At 60.5% G+C, this 22045-nt stretch carries 20 protein-coding genes; 18 read left to right on the plus strand and 2 right to left on the minus strand.

Annotated elements, in window-relative coordinates:
* The first annotated feature begins 78 nt into the window (after positions 1-78).
* The 9 genes from NL154_RS03675 to NL154_RS03715 are packed head-to-tail and all read left to right on the plus strand — an operon-like array spanning position 79 to position 9459.
* Positions 79-954, plus strand: coding sequence for a dioxygenase (locus NL154_RS03675; RefSeq protein ID WP_221146776.1), 876 nt, complete (start codon positions 79-81; stop codon positions 952-954).
* Complete coding sequence (locus tag NL154_RS03680; RefSeq protein ID WP_221146777.1) at positions 951-2012, plus strand: maleylacetate reductase; 1062 nt, start codon at positions 951-953, stop codon at positions 2010-2012. Before NL154_RS03675 ends, NL154_RS03680 begins: the two co-directional genes overlap by 4 nt.
* 56 nt (positions 2013-2068) lie before the next feature.
* On the plus strand, positions 2069-3349 hold the full coding sequence (locus NL154_RS03685; protein ID WP_434733593.1) for an ABC transporter substrate-binding protein: 1281 nt from the start codon (positions 2069-2071) through the stop codon (positions 3347-3349).
* Positions 3350-3399: 50 nt separating this feature from the next.
* Positions 3400-4119 carry an ABC transporter ATP-binding protein gene (locus NL154_RS03690; protein WP_210628795.1) on the plus strand — a complete coding sequence of 240 codons (720 nt, stop codon included), beginning with the start codon at positions 3400-3402 and terminating at the stop codon, positions 4117-4119.
* A gap of 2 nt (positions 4120-4121) precedes the next feature.
* Positions 4122-4841, plus strand: coding sequence for an ABC transporter ATP-binding protein (locus NL154_RS03695; protein ID WP_210628794.1), 720 nt, complete (start codon positions 4122-4124; stop codon positions 4839-4841).
* Positions 4828-5691: a branched-chain amino acid ABC transporter permease gene (locus tag NL154_RS03700; protein ID WP_210628793.1), complete on the plus strand. Its 864-nt coding sequence runs from the start codon at positions 4828-4830 to the stop codon at positions 5689-5691. Before NL154_RS03695 ends, NL154_RS03700 begins: the two co-directional genes overlap by 14 nt.
* Before the next feature lie 7 nt (positions 5692-5698).
* On the plus strand, positions 5699-6814 hold the full coding sequence (locus NL154_RS03705) for a branched-chain amino acid ABC transporter permease (protein ID WP_434733594.1): 1116 nt from the start codon (positions 5699-5701) through the stop codon (positions 6812-6814).
* Positions 6807-8561: an FAD-dependent oxidoreductase gene (locus NL154_RS03710; RefSeq protein WP_221146778.1), complete on the plus strand. Its 1755-nt coding sequence runs from the start codon at positions 6807-6809 to the stop codon at positions 8559-8561. Before NL154_RS03705 ends, NL154_RS03710 begins: the two co-directional genes overlap by 8 nt.
* Positions 8562-8568: 7 nt before the next feature.
* A complete protein-coding gene (locus tag NL154_RS03715; protein ID WP_221155395.1) occupies positions 8569-9459 on the plus strand; it encodes an intradiol ring-cleavage dioxygenase in 891 nt (296 codons plus the stop codon).
* Positions 9460-9620: 161 nt separating this feature from the next.
* Here NL154_RS03715 and zwf read toward each other — a convergent pair whose 3' ends face one another.
* Positions 9621-11090, minus strand: coding sequence for a glucose-6-phosphate dehydrogenase (gene zwf, locus NL154_RS03720; RefSeq protein WP_434733595.1), 1470 nt, complete (start codon positions 11088-11090; stop codon positions 9621-9623).
* Positions 11091-11582: 492 nt separating this feature from the next.
* On the opposite strand from zwf, the gene NL154_RS03725 reads away from it, so the two are divergent.
* From NL154_RS03725 to NL154_RS03740, 4 genes are all read left to right on the plus strand, one after another.
* The gene (locus NL154_RS03725) at positions 11583-13544 is read left to right on the plus strand and encodes an elongation factor G (RefSeq protein ID WP_434733596.1); all 1962 of its coding nucleotides are present in this window, start codon (positions 11583-11585) and stop codon (positions 13542-13544) included.
* A 250-nt stretch (positions 13545-13794) separates the two neighbouring features.
* Positions 13795-14532 carry a TetR/AcrR family transcriptional regulator gene (locus tag NL154_RS03730; protein WP_434733597.1) on the plus strand — a complete coding sequence of 246 codons (738 nt, stop codon included), beginning with the start codon at positions 13795-13797 and terminating at the stop codon, positions 14530-14532.
* Positions 14533-14616: 84 nt separating this feature from the next.
* Positions 14617-16035 carry an MFS transporter gene (locus NL154_RS03735; protein ID WP_221158134.1) on the plus strand — a complete coding sequence of 473 codons (1419 nt, stop codon included), beginning with the start codon at positions 14617-14619 and terminating at the stop codon, positions 16033-16035.
* A gap of 326 nt (positions 16036-16361) precedes the next feature.
* On the plus strand, positions 16362-17051 hold the full coding sequence (locus NL154_RS03740; RefSeq protein ID WP_434733598.1) for an aspartate/glutamate racemase family protein: 690 nt from the start codon (positions 16362-16364) through the stop codon (positions 17049-17051).
* Positions 17052-17105: 54 nt separating this feature from the next.
* Here NL154_RS03740 and NL154_RS03745 read toward each other — a convergent pair whose 3' ends face one another.
* Entirely contained in the window at positions 17106-18032 is a 927-nt protein-coding gene (locus NL154_RS03745) for an AraC family transcriptional regulator N-terminal domain-containing protein (protein ID WP_434733599.1), read from the minus strand.
* Between the two features lie 78 nt (positions 18033-18110).
* Between NL154_RS03745 and NL154_RS03750 the strand changes: the two genes are divergently transcribed.
* The 5 genes from NL154_RS03750 (at position 18111) to NL154_RS03770 (ending at position 22019) form a co-directional block, all read left to right on the plus strand.
* A complete protein-coding gene (locus NL154_RS03750; protein ID WP_221158132.1) occupies positions 18111-18938 on the plus strand; it encodes an oxidoreductase in 828 nt (275 codons plus the stop codon).
* A 59-nt stretch (positions 18939-18997) separates the two neighbouring features.
* Positions 18998-19588 carry a TetR/AcrR family transcriptional regulator gene (locus NL154_RS03755; RefSeq protein ID WP_221158131.1) on the plus strand — a complete coding sequence of 197 codons (591 nt, stop codon included), beginning with the start codon at positions 18998-19000 and terminating at the stop codon, positions 19586-19588.
* 67 nt (positions 19589-19655) lie between these two features.
* The gene (locus NL154_RS03760) at positions 19656-20282 is read left to right on the plus strand and encodes a hypothetical protein (RefSeq protein WP_221146785.1); all 627 of its coding nucleotides are present in this window, start codon (positions 19656-19658) and stop codon (positions 20280-20282) included.
* Positions 20283-20391: 109 nt separating this feature from the next.
* A complete protein-coding gene (locus tag NL154_RS03765; RefSeq protein ID WP_210628781.1) occupies positions 20392-21246 on the plus strand; it encodes a cytochrome b/b6 domain-containing protein in 855 nt (284 codons plus the stop codon).
* Positions 21243-22019: a molybdopterin-binding protein gene (locus NL154_RS03770; protein WP_434733600.1), complete on the plus strand. Its 777-nt coding sequence runs from the start codon at positions 21243-21245 to the stop codon at positions 22017-22019. The genes NL154_RS03765 and NL154_RS03770 overlap by 4 nt, the downstream gene beginning before the upstream one ends.
* The last annotated feature ends 26 nt before the right edge of the window (positions 22020-22045 follow it).

Below are 22045 nucleotides of genomic sequence, written 5' to 3' on the forward strand. Positions count from 1 at the left end.
TGCAACAAAATCATCAATCCATGCAATTCCGGCTGTTAGTATCAACCTCGGGTACACGTGAGATCGTGGAGGATGAGCATGGCGGAGCGGGCAAAGGCGCTCACATTCAGCGAGGCGACGTCGGCGGAGGTTTTCTCGGAACGCTTCTCCGCTGGCAGTGACGGCAATCTGTCACGGCTGATCGCTGCCGCCGTCATCCATGTTCATGATCTCATCAAGCAGTTTCGCCCGACCCAGGACGAGTGGCGCAAGGTCGTTGCCTTCCTGACCGATGTCGGCCATGCCTCGGACGAGCGGCGACAGGAATGGGTGCTTCTGTCGGATCTCATCGGCGCGTCGGCCCTGGTCGAGGAAATCAATTCGCGGCGGCCGAAAGCGGCGACGCCGAATACCATTCGCGGACCGTTTTTCCGCAATGATGCCCCAGAAAGGGTATCGGGTTCTTCGATCTCGCTCGACGGGATCGGCGAGCCGCTGGCGGTGTCCGTGCGGGTGCAGGATCTCGATGGCCTGCCGATCGCAGGCGCCGAGGTCGTAACCTGGCAGGCGAATGCCGAGGGCTTTTACGAGAACCAGCAGCCGGATTTGCAGCCGGAACATAATCTGCGCGGCCTCTTCCATACCGATATCAACGGACGGTTCCATTACCGCTCCGTCATGCCGTCGGGTTATGGCGTGCCGGACGATGGCCCGGTCGGGCGGCTGCTCGCCGAGGCGGGCTATCCGCTGCGCCGCCCGGCGAACCTGCATTTCGTCGTTCGTGCCAAGGGCTTCGAGACGATCACCACCCAGATTTACGATGCGAGCGATCCACACCTTGGCGAAGACGCCCTCTTCGGCGTGCGGCCCGAGCTCATTGCCTGCTTCGAGCCGTCCGAGATCGATGGACAGCGCGCCAAGGCGTTGAGCCTCACCTTCGTGATGGTGCGAGCAAAGCCGGGGAGGGCGGCATGACCCAGGATTTTTCCTATGCGGGCAGTCCCGCCCAAATCGTCTTCGGTGCCGGCAGCCGCAACCGGGTCGCGCAATGGGTCGCCAAAGCCGGCTGCAAGCGGGCCCTGATCCTCTCGACGCCGCAGCAGAAGGCTGATGCACAGGCGCTGGCCGAAGAGATCGAGCCGCTTGCCTGCGGCGTCTTCTCAGGCGCGACCATGCACACGCCCGTCGAGGTGACGGAGGCGGCGATGCGGGTGGTCGAGGAAACCGCGGCGGACTGCGTCGTCTGCCTCGGCGGCGGATCGACAACGGGGCTCGGCAAGGCGATTGCCTATCGCACCGATCTTCTCCAGATCGTCATTCCCACGACCTATGCCGGGTCGGAGGTGACGCCGATCCTCGGGCAGACCGAAGGCGGCCGCAAGACGACGGTGCGCGATGCCAGGATATTGCCGGAGATCGTGATTTACGATCCCGCGCTGACGCTCGGCCTGCCGGTCGCCATGAGCGTGACGAGTGGGCTGAACGCCATGGCCCATGCCGTCGAAGGGCTTTACGCGCAAGACCGCAATCCGATTTCGAGCCTGATGGCGCTGGAAGGCCTGCGCGCCTTTGCCCGAAGCCTGCCGGTTATCGTCAACGATCCGAAGAACGCTGAGGCGCGCAGCGATGCCCTTTACGGCGCCTGGCTCTGCGGCTCGGTGCTCGGCACGGTCGGCATGGCGTTGCATCACAAGATTTGTCACACGCTCGGCGGTTCCTTCGATACGCCGCATGCCGAAACCCATGCGGTGATGCTGCCGCATACGGCCGCTTTCAATGCCGCAGCCGCGGCATCGGAGCTGGCAGGAGCGGCCGAGATTTTCGGCGGCGCCATCGGTGGCGGGCTCTGGGATTTCGCCAGGGCGATCGGATCGCCCCTATCGCTCAAGGAATTCGGGCTGACAGAAATCGATCTCGATCGCGCGGCTGCGATCGCTGTCGAGAATCCCTACTGGAATCCGCGGCCGATCGAACGGAGTGCGATCCGCCAGCTTCTGCAGGACGCTTGGGAGGGCCGACGGCCTATGGAATGAGACACAGGCGCCTGCGGGCGCACTCTTTGGGAGGAGAGACAATGGGAGGAGGAAACATGTTCACAAGACGCGATTTTCTGAAGACGACGGCGGCCGGCGGCGCATTGATTGCAACCTCGGGCCTGCCCATGCCGGCGATTGCCAAGAATGCGGCAATCAAGCTCGGCTATGTCAGCCCGCAGACGGGGCCGCTCGCCGCTTTCGGCGAAGCCGACAAGTTCGTCATCGATGCCTTCCTGGCGACAACGAAGGCAAAGGGCCTGAACTACGAGGTCGTGGTCAAGGACAGCCAGTCGAACCCGAACCGCGCCGCCGAAGTCGCTAAGGAGCTGATCGTCGACAGCCAGATCAACCTGATGCTCGTATCCTCGACACCGGAGACGACCAATCCGGTTTCCACGACCTGCGAGGGCGAGGAGATGCCCTGCATTTCCACGGTCGCGCCGTGGCAGCCTTGGTTCATCGGCCAGCAGGGCAATCCCGGCGATCCGGCCTCCTGGAAGCCCTTCAATTACGCCTATCATTTCTTCTGGGGCCTTGAGGATATCATCGCCGTCTTTACCGGCATGTGGAGCCAAATCGAGACGAATAAAAAGGTCGGTGGCCTGTTCCCGAATGATGGTGACGGCAATGCCTGGGGCGACAAGGTCGTCGGCTTCCCGCCGGTCCTGGAAAAGCTCGGCTACGGGCTGACGGATACCGGCCGCTACCAGAATCTGACGGATGATTTCTCGGCGCAGATCAATGCCTTCAAGCAGGCAGGCACCGATATCCTGACCGGGGTGATGATCCCCCCCGACCTCACCACTTTCTGGAACCAGGCCAAGCAGCAAGGCCTGAAGCCGAAGGTCGCCTCGATCGGCAAGGCGCTTCTCTTCCCGCAGACCGTCGAAGCGTTGGGAAATGCCGGGCACAATCTCTCGACCGAGGTTTGGTGGACCCCGACGCATCCGTTCAAATCGTCGCTGACGGGCGAGACCGCTGCCGCCGTGGCGGCTGCCTTCACCAAGACAACCGGACGCCCATGGACCCAGCCGATCGGCTTTGCCCATGCACTGTTCGAGCTCGCCGTCGATGTCATGACGCGGACCGAGGATGCGGGCGATGCCGATGCCGTCGCCAAGGCGATCGGCGAAACCAAGCTCGACACGCTCGTCGGGCCGGTTGCCTGGGGCAATGAGAAGCTGCCGCCGTTCGCGCAAAAGAATGTCGCCAAGACGCCGCTGGTCGGCGGCCAATGGCGGCTGAAATCCGGCGGCGGCTATGATCTCGTCGTCGTCGAAAACGGCCTGGCGCCGAACGTACCGCTTGGCGGCAAGCTCGAAGCCCTTGCGTGAAAGCAGGGTTGCCCGGCACTCGGTCGGGCGGCCTCCAACGGAGAACGACAATGCCCCTACTGGAATTGAAGGGAGTCTCGAAGGCGTTCGGCGCGCTCGTCGTCGCCGAGGATATCGGCTTCTCTGTCGAGCCTGGCGAGGCGCTCGGAGTCATCGGGCCGAACGGCGCCGGTAAATCGACGCTGTTCAACCTTATCAACGGCAATCTCTCCGTTGCCGGAGGATCGATCCGGTTCGACGGCCGCGATGTCACCCATGTGCCGCCGATGCAACGTTGCCTTGCCGGCATGGGCCGCACCTTCCAGATCCCGCAGCCTTTCGCGCGTCTGACGGCCTATGAAAACCTGCTGGTTGCCGGTGCTTTCGGTGCCAAGGCGAGGGAAAGCGACGTCTCGGCTTCGTGCGCGGACATCCTTGTCGAGACCGGCTTGATCGCCAAAGCCAATGTGCCTGCCGGATCGTTGACCCTGCTGGAACGCAAGCGGCTGGAATTGGCGCGTGCGCTCGCCACCCAGCCGAAGCTGTTGCTTCTCGACGAGATCGCCGGCGGACTGACGGAAGGCGAATGCCGCCAGCTCGTCGCGACGATCAAGCGGGTTCACCAGCGCGGCATCGCAATCATCTGGATCGAGCATGTGCTGCACGCTCTTACAGCTGTGGCCGAGCGCATCCTCGTGCTCAATTTCGGCCGGGTGATCGGCATCGGCAAGTCTGACGCGATCATGGCGTCGAGCGAGGTGCGCGAAATCTATCTCGGGATGGAGGTCTGACGATGAGCCTCATCGAAACTCGCGGCCTCACGGCCTCCTACGGCGATTTTCAGGCCGTGCTCGGCGTTGATCTCAGGCTCGAGGCCGGCGAGACCATCGCCATTATCGGCGCCAATGGTGCGGGGAAATCGACATTGATGCGCTCGATCGCCGGTGTCATCGCCAACAAGCCCGATATGGTCCTGCACCATGGCGAGCCGATCGGGGCAATGCTTGCATCCGATGTCGTGCGGCGCGGCATCGCGCTCGTGCCGGAGGGGCGGAAGCTGTTCCCGTCGCTGACGGTGGAGGAAAATCTGAAGATCGGCCGCTATGGCCGCCGCGTCGCCGGACCCTGGGCGCTCGACAGCATCTATTCGCTATTTCCCGTCCTGAAGGAGAGACGCCGCAATCCGGCGACGGCGCTCTCGGGCGGGCAACAGCAGATGGTCGCCATCGGCCGGGCGCTGATGTCCAATCCGGAGGTTCTTCTGTGCGACGAGCTGAGCCTCGGCCTCGCCCCCGTGGTCATCAAGGACATTTATGCCGCCTTTTCCCATATCCGCGCTGCGGGTGCGGCCACCGTCATCGTCGAGCAGGATATCGCCCAGGCGCTGAAGGTGGCCGATCGCATCTACTGCATGATGGAGGGCCGCATCACCCTGACAGGCCGCCCCGCAGAACTCGATCGCGCCGATATCCATGCGGCCTATTTTGGAACGGACACCCATGAACTGGCTTGATACGCTTCTGCAAGGTGTTCTGCTCGGGGGGCTCTATGCGCTGTTCGCGGCAGGTCTCAGCCTCGTCTTCGGCATCATGCGCCTGGTCAATCTCGCCCATGGCGATCTCATCGTCCTGGCGGCTTTCCTGATCCTGGTACTTGTCTCTTTGTTGGGGCTCAATCCCTTCCTGGCTGCGCTGATCGCCGCCCCCTTGATGTTCGCCGTCGGTTGGCTGTTGCAATATCACCTGCTGAACCGAACCCTTGGCAACGACATCCTGCCACCGTTGCTCGTCACCTTCGGCCTGTCGATCGTCATTCAGAACGGTCTGTTGGAGAGCTTCACGGCCGATAGCCGGCGGATCTCCGCGGGCGCCCTCGAAACGGCTTCACTGCAATTCGGGGGTGTCGGCGCCGGCCTGATGCCGCTCATCACCTTTGCCTCGGCAGTCCTCGTCATCGTCGGTCTCAACCAGCTCATCTACCGCACCGAGCTCGGCTGCGCCTTCCGGGCCACCTCGGACGATGTGGTGACGGCGAGCCTGATGGGCATTCGGCCGAATACGATCTTCGCTGTCGCGACCGGCCTTGCGATGATGATCGTGACGGTTGCTGCCCTTTATCTCGGTATGCGGGCGAACTTCGATCCGACGGCTGGGCCGGCGCGGCTGATCTACGCCTTCGAAGCCGTCATCATCGGTGGTCTCGGCTCGCTCTGGGGCACGCTTGCAGGCGGCGTCATCCTGGGAGTTGCCCAGACGGTCGGCGCTGCGGTCGATCCCGAATGGCAGATTCTTGCCGGGCATATCGCCTTCCTGCTCGTGCTGGTCTTCCGGCCGCGCGGTCTTTTCCCCCGCGCCGTGGATTGAGGGCGCCATGACTCCGGGTTTCGAAACAATGCCGACCGAAATTGCTGCACCGCCGGGCTGGCGGGTGGAAACGCGGACGCGGCTTTCGAGCATCTTCATCATCCTCTCGCTTGTCGCGGCGGCCGCGCTCGCCGCTGCACCCTTCATGGTGTCGCGCGGGGTCGTGCAGGATCTGTTCTTCATCCTGACGATGCTGGCGCTGGCGCAGAGTTGGAACCTGCTTGCCGGCTATGCCGGACTGATCTCGGTCGGGCAGCAGCTCTTTGTCGGCTCCGGCGCCTATGCGCTGTTCGGCTTCGTCATTCTTGCCGGTGTCGATCCGATCCTTGCCATTCCGCTCGCCGGCCTCTTCGCAATGCTGATCGCAGCGCCGGCCGCATTCTTTTCCTTCCGGCTCTACGGCCCCTATTTTGCGATCGGCACCTGGGTCGTCGCCGAAGTCGGGCGGTTGCTATTCGCCCAGTGGAAGATGCTCGGCGGCGGAACGGGAACTTCGCTGCCGCGCGAAGCCACCAAGGATATGCTCGGTATCTCGGTGCTGCAGAACTGGTTCGGCATGCGCTCCGCGGCAGCGGCCGATGCGCTCACCTATTGGCTGGCGCTGGCTCTCGTCGCGCTGACGATCGGCTTCATCTATCGACTGCTGCGCAGCAAGCAGGGCCTTGGCCTTGCCGCCGTGCGCGACAATGAGACAGCGGCCCGTGCGCTCGGCGTCGATGCGCGGCGGCTGAAGATCCTTGTCTATCTGGCAACCGCTTCCGTGACCGGCATGGTCGGTGCGCTCATCTACCTGCAGAAGGCGCGCATATCGCCGGATGCCGCCTTCTCGCTCACCGACTGGACCGCCTATGTCGTGTTCATTGTCGTCATAGGCGGCATCGGCACCATCGAAGGGCCGCTCGTCGGCGTGCTCGTCTTCTTCCTGCTGCAGAATGCCTTTTCGAGCTACGGCTCCTGGTATCTCCTGGCGCTCGGGGCGCTTGCTATCGTTACGATGCTGTGCGCCCCACGCGGTCTGTGGGGTGTCATATCCAGCCGTACCGGTTGGGAACTCTTTCCGGTCCGTCGCCTGCTGAGAGGCGGATCAACGCTACATGATGAAAAAGGAGGGCCAAATGGCTGACATCACCACCGACGTTCTGATCATCGGTACGGGACCCGCCGGCTCGGCGACCGCGGCGCTGCTTGCGACCTACGGCCTCGAGCCGATGGTGATCAACCGTTATCGCTGGCTGGCAAGCACGCCGCGCGCGCACATCACCAACCAGCGGACGATGGAGGTTCTGCGCGATCTCGGTCGCGACGTCGAGGAGGAGGCCTATCTCTTCGCGGTCGAACAGGATTTGATGGGGCAGAATGTCTTCTGCACGGCGGTTGCCGGCGAGGAAATCGGCCGCATGCAGAGCTGGGGCAACCACCCGCTGTCGCGTGCCGAGCACCTTCTTTCATCGCCCGCCCACATGAACGACCTGCCGCAGACTTACATGGAGCCGCTGCTGTTCAAGACAGCCTGCTCGCGCGGCGCCCAGGCCCGCATGTCGACCGAGTATGTGAGCCATGTTCAGGATGCCGAAGGGGTCACGACCACCTGTCTCGACCGCTTGACCGGCAGGGAGCTGGTTATCCGCTCGAAATTCCTGATCGGCGCCGATGGCGGCAACTCCAAGGTGGCGGAGCATGCCAATCTGACCTTCGAAGGCAAGATGGGTGTTGCCGGCTCGATGAACATTCTGTTCGAGGCTGATCTCTCGCGCTATGTCGCCCATCGCCCGTCGGTGCTTTACTGGGTGCTGCAGCCCGGCGCCGATGTCGGCGGCATCGGCATGGGCCTTGTGCGCATGGTGCGGCCATGGAACGAATGGCTGATCGTCTGGGGCTACGACATCAATCAGCCCGCGCCTCAGGTCGACGATGCTTTCGCCACCAAGGTCGTGCGCGAACTGGTCGGCGTTGCCGATCTCAAGCCGAAGATCAAATCCGTCTCGACCTGGACTGTGAACAACATGTACGCGACGAGCGTGTCGAACGGTCGGGTGTTCTGCATGGGTGATGCCGTCCATCGCCATCCGCCTTCGAACGGCCTCGGCTCCAACACCTCGATCCAGGATGGCTTCAACCTCGCCTGGAAGCTCGCATTGGTCCTTAAGGGTCAGGCGGGCATGGCCCTGCTCGAGAGCTACCAGGCCGAACGTGCGCCAGTCGCCAAGCAGATCGTTACCCGCGCCAACAAGTCGATCGAGGAATTCGGCCCGATCTTCAAGTCGCTGGGTCTGCTCGATTCCGTCGATCCGGTGAAAATGCAGCAGAACATGGATGCGCGCTGCGATGATACCGCCGATGCCGAACGCCAGCGCACGGCAATCCGCGAGGCGATCGCCTATAAGGTCTACGAGTTCGACGCGCATGGCGTGGAGATGAACCATCGCTACGCTTCGAATGCCGTCATCAAGGACGGGCAGCCGGAGCCAGCCTACGAGAAGGATGCCGAGCTGCATTTCCAACCGACGACGTGGCCGGGCGCGCGGCTGCCGCATGCCTGGCTGTTCAACGACAGCGGCAGGAAAGTTTCGAGCCTCGATCTCACCGGTCATGGCGTCTTCACCCTGTTGACCGGTATCGGTGGCGACGGCTGGATTGCGGCGGCGAGGGCTTTGTCGAAGGAGTTCGGCCTGCCGATCACGGCTCATAAGATCGGCCCGAGGCAGGAATGGCAGGACCTGACGGGAGACTGGGCGCGCGCCCGCGAAATCCGCGATGCCGGCGTTCTGCTCGTGCGTCCGGACCATCATGTCGGCTGGCGTTCGCATGCCGCAGTCGCCGATCCGGAAAACGAGCTGCGTCGTGTATTGAGAGCAATTCTGGATCGGTGAGGCGACGATGAGCATCGAAGAAAAAGGCTATTTCACTGAGGAAAACTCTGTCGAGGTCGTCACCGGCCGCAACACCAATGCACGCGATGCGCGGCTGAAGCAGGTGATGGAGGTGGTGACCCGCAAGCTGCATGAGGCGGTGAAAGAGCTGGAGCCGACCCAGGACGAATGGATGGAAGCGATCCTCTTTCTCACCCGCACCGGTCACACCTGCACCGACTGGCGGCAGGAATTCATTCTGCTGTCGGACGTGCTCGGCGTATCGATGTTGGTCGACGCAATCAACAACCGAAAACCATCGGGCGCGTCCGAAAGCACGGTTCTCGGCCCCTTCCATGTCGCGGATGCGCCGGAACTGCCGATGGGCGCCAATATCTGCCTCGACCAGAAGGGTGAGGACATGGTGATCAGCGGCCGAATCCTCGATACTGAAGGCCGCCCGATCGAAAATGCGGTGCTCGACGTCTGGCAGGCGAACGACGAAGGGTTCTATGACGTCCAGCAGAAGGGAATCCAGCCCGATTTCAATTTGCGCGGTGTATTCCGCACCGGCAAGGACGGGCTCTATTGGTTCCGCGCGGTGAAGCCGAAATACTATCCGATCCCAAACGATGGTCCCGTTGGGCAACTGCTCGGTGCGCTCGGCCGTCACCCCTACCGACCTGCCCATCTGCACTATATTATCAAGGCGGACGGGTTTGAGACGCTGACGACCCATATTTTCGATCCCGACGATCGCTACATCCATTCCGATGCGGTCTTCGGCGTCAAGGAGAGTTTGCTGGCCGAATTCAAGCTGATGGACGATCCCACAAGGGCAAAGGAGCTCGGTTTCGCAGGATCATTCTGGCAGGTCGAGCACGATTTCGTGCTGGCGCCGGAACGAAAGCGAAAATAGTCCAGCCTCCGAGCTTTCGCGGCGCTGCAGGCGCAGACGAGCTCTCGGCAATGTTTGGAGCGGTTGAACCGCTTCGGCCACCTGCGCGCAATCTGGCATTGGGATCTTTGGCAATTGGTCGGCGCCATTCTGGTCGCCGGCACCGATCCAACGGTTGACCCTCAATCACGCTTTGCCGCATCCCTCCAGGCGCGCTCGAACGGAAGGCGCCAGGCGTGCGGGGCAATGAGTTGGTGGATCGACTTCGGCCCCCAGCCGCCCTGGTCGTAGAGGCGTACGGGCGGCGGGTTATCGAGGAGAGATTGGGAAACCTCCCAGAGCCGCTCAATACCCTCGGCCGTAGTGAACAGCGTGTGGTCGCCGCGCATGGCGTCGAGGATCAGACGCTCATAGGCCTCCAGAACTTCGCCAATCAGGCCGGTTTCGCTCATGGCAAATTGCAGCGAGAGCTTGTCGAGCCGGAAGCCCGGTCCAGGGCGCTTGCCATAGAAGGACAGCGAGACCTTGGAGGCATCAGCAAGGTCGAAGGTAAGGTGGTCAGGGCCCTGTGCCCCCACGCCAGAGCCCGGAGGGAACATCGATTTCGGGGGCTCGCGGAATGCGATCGAAATAATGCGCTGCCCCTCTGCCATGCGCTTGCCGGTACGCAGGTAGAAGGGCACGCCAGCCCAGCGCCAGTTGTCGATGGCGCATTTCAGGGCGATGAAGGTGTCCGTGTCGCTTTCGGGATCGACGCCAGGCTCCTTACGGTAGCCGACGTATTGACCGCGCACCACGTCGCGCGGCTCAATCGGCAACATGGAGCGGAACACCTTGTTCTTCTCTTCCGAGATTGGCGCAGGCTCAAGGGCAGTGGGCGGCTCCATCGCCATGAAGGCGAGGATTTGGAAGAGGTGGGTCACCACCATGTCACGATAGGCGCCGGTGGTCTCGTAAAAGGCGGCGCGGGTGGAAAGGCCGAGCGTCTCCGGAACGTCGATCTGGACATGGTCGATGAAGTTGCGGTTCCAGATTGGTTCGAACAGGCCATTGGCAAATCGGAAGGCCAGGATGTTTTGCGCCGGCTCCTTGCCGAGGAAATGGTCAATGCGGAATATCTGCTTCTCGTCGAACACCTCGTGCAGCTTGTTGTTCAGTTCAACGGCACTGGCAAGGTCCGTGCCGAAGGGCTTTTCCATGATGATACGGGAGCGTTCAGTCAGCTCGGCCTGGGCGAGAAGTTGCACGGCCGGAAGGGCGGCGCTTGGTGGCACGGATAAATAATGCACGCGCCGCGTCTCGGCGCCCAGTGCTTTCTCGGCTCTATCGACCGCTTCCTTGAGAGCATTGGCGCCGGCAGCGAGCGGAACATAGTCGAGCGATGCGGCAAATGCTTCCCATTCGGACGGCGAGAACTTGCGAGTCAGGAATTTGTCCAGTGAGTCACGGGCGATGGTGCGGAAGGCATCGGCATCGATGTCGTCGAGCGAGACGCCGATAATGCGACATCCTGGGATGAAGCCCGCATTGGTGAGGTGGAACAGCCCGGTCAGTAGTTTGCGCCTTGAGAGATCGCCCGTCGCGCCGACGAGCACAACGACCTGTGGGTAGCCGGGGCCAACCCGAGTTGAATTCTTGCGCGCAACACTCATCCTCAAGCCTTCCGTTGTCTGGGGATGGAGGTCGACCCCAGTTCCGCGCTGCCGCGAAGCGGCTATCTTCGTGCGTGATGCCATGACGTTGAAGCTCACCCCTCTAAGGTTAAATAGAGGCATGGATCGTGTAGCGGAGCAAGGGGGCGGCGATACCCTCTCGAAGTGCCTCGTCTTAGCGAGGTCCGTCGTTCCTTGTCGACTTTATTGATAACAATGTCCTGGCTCCATAGTCAGTAAGATGACCCAGCTCAGAGGCGCAGGGCGGTTATTGACAGCAAAACCAAAGCTGACAGCAGTCGTCGCTTCGATACAGTTGCCTTTGAATGCCGTTTGTCAAAGACCGAGTTTTGTAGTCGCTGACAATTCGAGAACAGCTCCTACGTCTATAGGTCAAAGCGTTGTGAGACTGAACACCTCTGGCGCCTTGCCGCGGTTCAGGGCATCCTATGACGGCTGAGAATTGTGTTTATGGCAGTTGGAGGAATGCCGATGCGCTGCTTTACCGTGCTTGGACCCTCGCAGACGGGAAAATCGACAGTCGTGGAAAAGCTCGGCTCGCTGGAGGGAACGCCGAGAAAATCCAGCTCCCCTTATGGACTGAACCTCACGGAATTCACCTTTGGAAACGAGGCGTGGTGCGCGCTTGATGCGCCAGGACCGAACGAAGCCTTGGCGCATGTGCAGCACGCGCTTCTTGCCAGCGACGCCTGCATCCTGTGCGTTTCATCGGCACCGGAGGAGGCTGTGCTCGCCGCGCCCTATTTGCGGATTATCGAAGCCTCGGGGACGCCGTGCATCCTCTTCGTCAACCGGATGGACGAACCGAGAGGGCGGCTGAGGGACGTGATCGCCGCGCTCCAAGACTACGCCAACCACACGCTTTTGCTTCGCCAGATCCCGATCCGCGAGGGAGACAGGGTCATAGGCAGTTGCGATCTGATTTCGGAGCGGGCGTGGCGCTATCGGGAGGGCCAGACTTCGGCGCTGATCGCAATCCCCGAAAGCGCTGCCGAGCGCGAGCACGAAGCGCGCAGCGAGCTGCTGGAACACCTGTCCGAATTCGATGACTGGCTTCTCGAGGAACTGGTCGAGGATCGCGAGCCGCCCAGCGACGCCCTCTATGCCATTTCATCGCGGGTTCTGAGCGAAAACAGGATCATTCCGGTCCTGATCGGTGCCGCAAGCCACGGCAACGGCATGATGCGGCTGATGAAGGCGCTGCGCCACGAGGCGCCGCCGGTCACGATTCTCAGACAGCGCCTGGCGCGTGCGGTCAATGTCGATGAAAACAAGCTGACCGCCGTGAGCTTCCATGCCTATCATCGTCAGAATATCGGCAAGACGGTGCTGGTGCGTGCGTTTGGCGAGGGACTGCGGCAAGGCGCATCACTGGGCGGCTCCAGCCTCGGCGCCGTGCAGGATCCTGCAAACGGACGGTCCAGTTCGGCGATCACGCCTGCACCGGGAGATGTTTTCGCGACGGTCAAGTCCGACCACTTGCCCGTCCCGTCGCTATTGACATCAGACGCGACGATCGCCCCGCCCGAATGGACCGAGCCACCGACGCCGATGCTTGAAAGGATCCTGGTCCCGGGCAGCGACCGCGATGAAAACAAGCTCTCCGAAACGCTGGCAAAACTTTCCGAGACGGATCGCGGTCTTGTCGTTTTGCAGGAGGAAGGCACGGGCGCCCAGCTCGTCCGCGCCCAGGGCCCGGTCCATCTGCGGGATCTCTGCCGAACCCTGTCCGAGGTCTTCCACATCGAGGTAACCGATCGAACGCCCAGTCCGATCTACCGCGAGACGATCGCGAAGCCCTCCGAGGTTCACTACCGGCATCGCAAACAGACCGGCGGCGCCGGACAATTCGCGGATGTGAAGCTCAGCATCCGCCCCAACGAGCGCGGCCGGGGTTTCACCTTCAGCGAAACCGTCAAGGGTGGGGTCGTTCCGCGCAACTACATCCCTGCCGTCGAAGCCGGCGCGCGCGAAGCGATGGAGAAAGGGCCGCTCGGCTTCCAGGTCATCGATGTCGGCGTAACGCTGTTCGATGGTCAGCACCATGCCGTCGACAGTTCGGAACACGCCTTCAGGACTGCGTCGAGAATGGGAGTGCGACAGGCGCTATCGGAAGGGTCGGCGGTTTTGATGCAACCGGTGTTCCGCAGCGAAATTCACATTCCGTCGATCTATTCCGGCAGCCTCGTCCAGATCGTCTCCGCCCTCAAGGGTCAGGTTCTCGGCTTCGACCGGGATGAAACCGCCAAGGGATGGGACATCTTCCGGGCGCTTGTTCCGGGCAGTGCACTTGACGATCTGGCCCGGGCGCTGCGCTCGGCGACGCAGGGCATTGGTTACTTTTCCAAGACCTTCGATCACTTCGAGGAGCTATACGGCAAGGAAGCGGACGCCATCGTGAGGGCACACGAGGAACCAGGCGCCGCACACTGAAACCTTGGCGCCACTTCATGCTCGTTCGCAGAACGGGCTCATGTCGTTGCGTTAACCGGGTTGTTCCTCACTTTGTGTGGAGGGTGGTAGCATTCGGCCCTCGGCACCTGCCCGACCATACATTGCGCGCTTGAAGGGCTTGAGGCGGTCGATCTGGCCCTCGGCCTTTCCGTTGCTCCCAGGGCAGCTCGATGGCGTTGCTGACGGCATCGATGTCGCCTCGACTGATTGATTTCCGGGGAGCAGGGACTTGTTTCTTCAGGATCGCTGGCCTCGGCTGCTCAGACCATTGTTTCCAGTTTCATCCAGCCGTGCCCCCCCTGAAGTTCCGAAAATATCCCTTGCATTCGGAACCAAATGGTTCCATATAGCCCGCATGGCCAAACGCACTCAGACATCCCCCTCCGTTGGTCGCCCTCGCGAATTTGAACTCGATGATGCAGTTCGCAAGGCGATGGGCGTATTCTGGGAACGTGGATATCACGATGCGTCTCTTCCCGACCTGCTCGAAGGCATGGATCTGTCCAGAGGCAGTTTCTATAAAGCTTTTGTAGACAAGCGGGGCGTCTATCTCAGTGCTCTTGACGTCTATATCGAGGATGCCGTTCGCACGGTGGGCGAAACGCTGCATTCCAACCCATCGCCAAAAGGCGCAATTCGCGCAGCATTTTCGCAGCAGGTTCACTTTTCTTCCGGCAAAGAGGGATTGCGCGGATGTTTTGTTGTCTTGGCAGCTGTCGAGATGCTTCCAGCAGATGAAGAAGTTTCAGCTCGAATTTCCCGCCTGTTTCGACGACTGCAGGACCTTTATGCAGCCACGATTATCAGGGCTCAAGCTGCAGGCGAAATTGATCCCGCGTTGGACGAGCGGACACTTGCGAGGTTCCTCGTCTGCCAGATTCAGGGCATGCGGGTCCTGGGCAAGGTAGGAGCGGATCGCGAGGAGACGAGGGCCATGATCGACTTTGCCTTAAAGGCGCTTGACTGACTTCAATTTGGAACTGAATGGTTCCTAAATACTGTCGTTGCGACCGCTTTTCGGCGGACGTTTACGGACTTCAAGGAGATAAATGTGGAACGTTCCTGCAACCCCGAAGACAAGCTCGATCCGCGCAGATGGGTCGCGCTGGTCATCCTGTTGGCCGGGGCTTTTTTGCCGCCACTCGATTTCTTCATCGTCAACGTGGCGCTGCCCTCGATCCGGGACGACTTCCGGGCTTCTGCATCGACAATGCAGCTGATTATCTCAGGCTACGCCACCACCTATGCGGTCATGCTGATCACCGGTGGCAGGCTTGGAGATCTCTATGGTCGCCGGAATGTCTTTCTCTCTGGAATGGTAGCGTTTGCCGCCGCATCCGCCTTATGCGGATTTGCCTGGTCTCCATCGGTGCTGATCGTCGGCCGGGTCCTTCAAGGCTTTGCTGCGGCAATCATGGCACCGCAGGCTCTGGCGTCAATAAATGCAATTTTCCCAGACCACGAAAAATCAAAGGCGCTCAGCTTTTACGCCCTGACATTCGGTGTCGCATCGATGGCTGGTCTGTTTCTCGGTGGAGCGCTGATTGCACTGAATATCTTCGGTCTTGGATGGAGGGCCATCTTTCTGATCAACCTTCCGGTGATCGCGATCGCCGCGCCCTCCGCCTCTATCATGTTGCGCGAAACCCGATCGGAGCACCCAAGCAAACTGGATCTGGGCGGTGCATTGCTGATTGCGCTGGCGCTTTTTGCACTGATCGCGCCGCTGATCGAGGGCCGGGAGCAGGGGTGGCCGATCTGGTTGCTTCTGATGCTTGCCGCTTCCCCGCTGCTTTTTCTGCTATTCTGGCGCCATGAGCGAAACCTGGAGGCGGCGGGAGGAGATCCCATCCTTGCACCGAGCCTGCTTGAAGTTCCGGGATTGAAGCGCGGGCTGATAGCTGCCCTATTTTTCTATTCGCTCGCAGCATTCTGGCTGGTATTCTCGGTATACGAGCAGAGCGGCCTTGGTCGCACACCTTTCGAGGCCGGGCTGGCGATCCTTCCCGCGGCAGTCGGTTTTGTCCTTGGCCCTTTCGCAAGCGAGCGCATCCTCAGCGTCTTCGGAAGATATTCCGCTGCCGTTGGCATGGGGCTGCAAGCTGGCGGCTTGTTTGCAACAGCGGCCCTGATCTCAGGTGATCATGCGCAATTCCTCTTTCCTGCGCTCTTTCTCATCGGGATCGGGCAGGGGATCGCGCTTCCAAACCTTTTGAAAAGTGTCGTGCAACGGGTCGGCAGAACAGAGTCCGGATTGGCCTCCGGCCTCGTCAACTCGATGCTTCAGATTGGCGGTGCATTCGCGGCGGCAGTCGTCGGCGGGTTGTTCTTCTCGATTTTGGGGTCTGCAACGGACGTCGATTCCATCGGCCGGGCGTACAGCGTCGCAGCAATCGCGATAGCAATCTGTCTTCTCGTCGCCGGATGGTTTTCCGCTGGCCTTTCATCGAACAAAGCGGTCCGGCGATGAACACGAATATTGCTGGGTTTAATCATTGGCTCGTCCGCTGACGGCGTGACCATTCATACAGTCTCGGTCGGTCACCGGCAGACCATCATTTCTCTACAAAGCGAAACGGAAACTTTGAGGTACCACGCCATGATTCATATTCATTCGCGCTGCAAAAATGGGAGGCAATCAAGGAATATACACGCCTTGGAAATAGCGGCCTCTGTCGTTGGGTCTTCCTGACGACATGGTGTTGGTGCCGAGCTTGGCGGCAGGAGCGGGCCTGATTTCTGGTCAAGCGCCGGTTTGGCGGCAACAGACGAAACACGTGAATATGGAAAAAGCCTATGAAGACGATCGGCATACTTGGCGGAATGTCCGCGGCCTCGACGCAGATTTATTATCGTGAACTTTGCAGGCTTACGCGTGAGAGGCTCGGCGGACTGCATTCGCCGGAGCTTCTCATACGATCTGTTGACTTCGAAAAGATCGAAAAGTTACAGGCATCCTCCGATTGGGATGGGGCGGCAAATATCCTGAATGAAAAAGCCATTGCTCTGGAGCGCGGAGGTGCCGACCTCCTCATCATGGCGACGAATACCATGCACAAGGTGGCGGACAAGATCTTGGGCGGGGTGTCGATACCGTTCGTACACATCGCGGACGCAACTGCGACAGCTATCCTTGACAGCGGTTTTCGCAGGCCGGGGCTGATGGCGACCGCCTTCACGATGGAACAGAACTTCTATACCGATCGCCTGACCGCTCGAGGACTGTCGCCAACAATTCCTGAGGCCGACGATCGAGCGGAAACCCATCGCATCATCTATGACGAGCTGTGCCGCGATGTTGTTCGCGAGGAAAGTCGCTCGACGTATGAACTGATTGCGCAGCGACTGATCGATCGAGGCTGCGACTGTCTTATCCTTGGGTGCACGGAGGCAGGGATGCTGCTGAACCAGGATAATGTGGGCGTCCGCGTCTTCGATACAACCCTGGTTCATTGCGAAGCCGCCCTTCGAGCTGCTTTGCAATGACGTGCCGCCCATTTTGACTATTCGACCGGCTTGCGAAAGAGTCCCGGGCAATGGTCAGACCTGTTCTCCAAGGTGCTGCTGGACCCACTTCACCTCTTCCGATGCGGTACGCCCGAAATGCCGTTTGAAATCGCGACTGAAATGCGCCGGGCTGACATAGCCAACTGAAGCTGCCACCTCCGCGATCGTCCCGCTCTGGCGGGCGATCAAAAGTCTCGCCTCATGCAGGCGCATCGCCTTCACGTATTGCATCGGACTTGAGCCTGTCAGGTTCTTGAAATGAACGTGGTAGGAAGGAACGCTCATGCCCACCTCTCTGGCCAGATCCGCGACGGCAACTTCGCCGGCGTAGTTCTGCCGCAGCCACGCCACGCTCTCAACCAGTTTTCCGGACGTCCCTTTTCGCTGTAGAGCCGCGATGACCGCGCCGCCTTGGGGGCCGACCATGATCCGGTACTGCAGTTCACGCAGGATGGAGTCTCCAAGCACGGCGACCTCGACCGGGCTGCCGAGAGCCGTCAGCAAGCGCAGCAGGACGTCTTCGATACCGCTATCCATTCTGCTCGAGAGGAGCCCTCTCGGCTTGGCGTCTGCGGGACCGGCAAGTCTTTCGACCTGCATGGCGATCTCAGCCGCCAACTGCATATCGAACTCCAGATAGACCGCCAGCAGTGGCCGCTGTGGACTGGCCTTGGACGTCATCCGGAATGGGACCGGCACCGAGACGGCAAGATAATGGTCCTCGTCGTAGAGGTAGACTTCCCCTTCGAGAATACCCTGCTTGCTCCCCTGCAATACGAACACGGCCCCAGGCTTGTAGAGGACTGGAATGTCGTTCAGCACCGCCTCGGTGCGCAGGATACGGACAGAACTGACCGCAGTTTGATTGTACCCGATACGCGGGGCAAGTTGTCCGGCCAGTGCGACGAGTCCTTCATGTGTGGAATGCCGTTTTGTGCCATTCATAGGATTTGACAACAATCTCAGAGAGTTCGCAATCGATCTACCTGTCCCTTGATATTATCTGGCACGTGCACGATTGATCAAGGAGTTTCGAAAATGTCGGGCAAGACCTTCTTCATTACAGGAGCGAATTCGGGCATCGGGCTGGCCATCGCCACTGCCGCCATCGAAGCCGGCCACACGGTCATCGGGACCGTCCGCTCCGAGGCCTCGCGTGAAGTGTTGTCAACCACGCTCCCCGCACTTCACCCGGTCCTTTGCGACGTCACCAATTTCGACCGCATCCCGGACGTGATTCAGCAAGCGGAGGAAGAACACGGCCCAGTCGATGTGCTGATCAACAATGCAGGATACGGGCACGAGGGCGTACTCGAGGAATCGCCGATCGATGAGATGCGCCGCCAGTTCGACGTGAACGTGTTTGGCGCCGTCGCGGTGGCCAAGGCTTTTCTTCCGAGGTTCCGTGAGCGCCGCCGCGGCTTTATCGTCAACGTCACGTCGATGGGCGGCATGATCACCATGCCTGGCATCGCTTACTATTGCGGCAGCAAGTTCGCGCTTCAGGGTATTTCCGAGGTCATGCGTTCGGAAATGGCGCCGTTCGGCATTCATGTGACAACCCTTTGCCCGGGCTCATTTCGGACAGATTGGGCGGGGCGTTCCATGATCCGCACAAAGAGGTCTATCGCAGATTACGACAGCCTGTTTGATCCGATCCGCGAGGCCCGACAGGCCGTGAGCGGCAAGCAGCTCGGTGATCCGCAAAAGCTGGCTGCTGCCGTTCTGAGACTCGTCGGTTCTGACAATCCTCCACCGCAACTTCTCCTTGGCAGCGATGCCCTCCGCCACGTCACAGCGCGGATCGATCGTTTGCAGCAGGAGATCGAAGCGTGGAAAGCCGTCACAGTTTCGACAGACGGATGACGGCAGAATGTAGAACTTTTTCCATTGACGTTCTGCCTACTAGAAGGTAGACAGTTCGCATGAGCAATCTTTCGACCACCTCCGACGATATCCTGGCCACCGCCCGAAACCTCATCATGAGCGGCGGCTACAATGGCTTCAGCTACGCCGATATCTCGGAGGTCGTCGGCATCCGCAAGGCCAGCATCCACCATCACTTCCCCAGCAAGGTCGACCTGGTGCGTGAGCTGGTCAAGCGTTATCGGGAAGATGGCCAGGCGAGCGTGGCGGACCTTGAACAGAACGTTCCAGACGCATTGGACATCCTTAAAATCTATGCGAACCACTGGGCGAAATGCATCGAGGATGCGAGCAGACCTTATTGTGTGTGCGCCCTGCTTGCCAGTGAACTGCCATCCCTTCCGCCGGAAGTCGCAACAGAGGTTACGGCATTCTTTCGCTTTATCTCCTCGTGGCTGACGTCGGTCATGGAGCGTGGCGCCAGGGAAGGCTCCCTGGGCCTCACCAGTGAGCCTCACGTCGAAGCCGAAGCATTTCTGGCGACGGTATACGGCGCAATGCTCTCTGCGAGAGCCTACGGGAAGCCGGAGGTATTCAGCACAATACTGACGCCCGCGCTGGACCGAATGACCCCAACCGTTTCTCACTAATCCTGCGTGGCCAGGCTACTCAGGTAAATCGCGCCCCTCAGAACTACCAACTAGTAGGAAGAATCGAATGAAGAACGTGTTCCCCGCCTTGGCCCTTGGGCTGACCAGCATTTTTTCTGTGACAACCCTTGCGGCACCCGTCTATGCCGAAGATCAGAAAGCCGCGCCGATCCATGTCCGCGGCAGCATCGTCACCTATGCGGGATCCACGCTCAAGGTGAAAACGCGCGAAGGCGAGACCGTCGATGTCGCCCTGGCCGACGACTGGAAAGTGGCAAGCGTCGCAGATGCCAAAGTCGCCGACATCAAGCCGGGTGATTTTGTCGGCATCGCATCCTTGCCAAAGGCCAGCGGTGGCGATGGCGCGCTCGAAGTCCTGATCTTCCCACCGGCGATGAAGGGTCTTGGCGAAGGCAGCTACGGTTGGGATCTGAAGCCCGACAGCAGCATGACCAATGCGACGGTCGCCGATGCCGTCAAAGGCGTCGATGGTCGGACCGTCACTGTCACCTATCACGGCAAGGAAAAGAAGATCGCCATTCCGGATGGGACACCTGTCGTGACCATTGCTGCTGCAACCAAGGATGATCTCGTTCCCGGCGCCGTGGTCTTCATCACCGCCGAGAAATCTGCAGCCGGCCCCATCGCACATCAGGTTGTGGTCGGCAAGAATGGCGTGGTTCCCCCCATGTAAAGCCACGTCGTCACTGGCCGGAGCAGCCGCCCCAATGCTTCGGCCAGCGACTACAGATCGATGCTGCTTGATCTGCAGCCGTGAGATGTCACAGACGAAAGACGCTGAGATGAGCGAAGACGCCTCCAATGACAATGTTCAATATCCTCGGACGATCTTCATCCGCCGCCACTCCGTTGTGACCCGGCTTACGCACTGGCTGAACGTTCTCTGCCTGAGCTTCCTTCTCTTGAGCGGACTGCAGATCTTCAATGCCCACCCCGAGCTCTACTGGGGTCATTACGGCGCGAACGGCGATCCCGCGGTGCTGACAATCGGCTCCAATGATGAAGGCGGCATGCCAAACGGGTTCGTGCGTGTCGCGGGGCTACAGATTCCCACGACCGGCGTCCTCGGCGTTTCCAATGTTGATGGGGAGCCGACCGCGCGAGCTTTCCCGTCCTGGGCAACAATCCCATCCTTCCAGGATCTCGCGTCGGGACGTCGCTGGCACTTCTTCTTTGCCTGGCTGTTCGTCATCAACGGTATTCTCTACCTAAGCTTCAGCTTGCTGAACGGACATTTCAGGCGAGACCTGGCGCCGAAGGCCCGTCAACTCTCGCCGCGCCATCTCGCCCGGGAGGTTCTGGACCATGTCCGTCTTCGCTTCCCCGAAGGGGAGGAGGCCAAACATTACAATGCGCTTCAAAAGCTCACTTATCTAGCTGTCATTGTCATTCTGCTGCCGCTGATGGTCCTCACGGGTCTGACCATGTCGCCCGGGATCGACGCCGCAATTCCCGCTCTGGTCGATATCTTCGGCGGGCGCCAGTCCGCGCGCACGATCCACTTCATCACAGCATCAGCACTTGTCATCTTCGTTATCGTCCATGTGGCGATGGTCGTGCTTTCCGGGACCTGGAACAACATCCGCTCGATGATCACCGGACGCTATGCGATCGAGGAAAAAGGCCCTAAGTCATGAGTAAGCTTCTCACCCGACGCCGCTTTCTGATTGGCGGCACACTTGGCGCCAGCGCGCTGACCCTTTCAGGATGTGACCTGCTTGAGCAGAACGCAGACGTCGCCAACGTCCTTCGTTCAGCCGAGCACCTTACCATGACGGTGCAGAGACTGCTTCAGCGGCGCGATGCCCTGGCGCGCGAGTTTGATGAAAAGGACATTTCCCCGTCGTTCCGGGTGAATGGAACGAGTGCTCCCGACAGCGACGAATACGTTGAACTGGCGGACGGCAAATTTGCAGCCTGGCGGTTGAAGATCGACGGTCTTGTCGATCGGCCTGGAGAGTTTTCGCTCGCCGATCTCAAGGCGCTTCCGGCCCGCACGCAGATCACCCGCCATGACTGTGTGGAGGGCTGGAGCGCCATCGGCAAATGGACGGGCGTTCCGCTTGCCAGCCTGCTGCGTCTGACCGGGCTCAAGCCAACGGCGCGTTATGTCGTGCTACATTGTGCCGACGAGCTCGAAAAGACGCTCGACGGGAGTGGCCGCTACTACGAGAGCATCGATCTCATCGATGCGGTTCATCCTCAAACCATCCTCGCTTACCAGATGAACGGCCAGGACCTCAGCGTCGGCCACGGCGCTCCCTTGCGCCTCAGGGTCGAACGGCAGCTCGGTTACAAACAGGCAAAATACATCATGCGCATCGAACTGGTCGACAGCTTCGCCGGTCTGTGGGGCGGAAAGGGCGGTTATTGGGAAGACCGCGGGTACGAGTGGTACGCCGGCATCTAAGGCGATCAAGGTGAACCGCAGGGTGA

The organism is Rhizobium sp. YTUHZ044, assembly GCF_051123975.1.
Classification (GTDB): Bacteria; Pseudomonadota; Alphaproteobacteria; order Rhizobiales; family Rhizobiaceae; genus Rhizobium.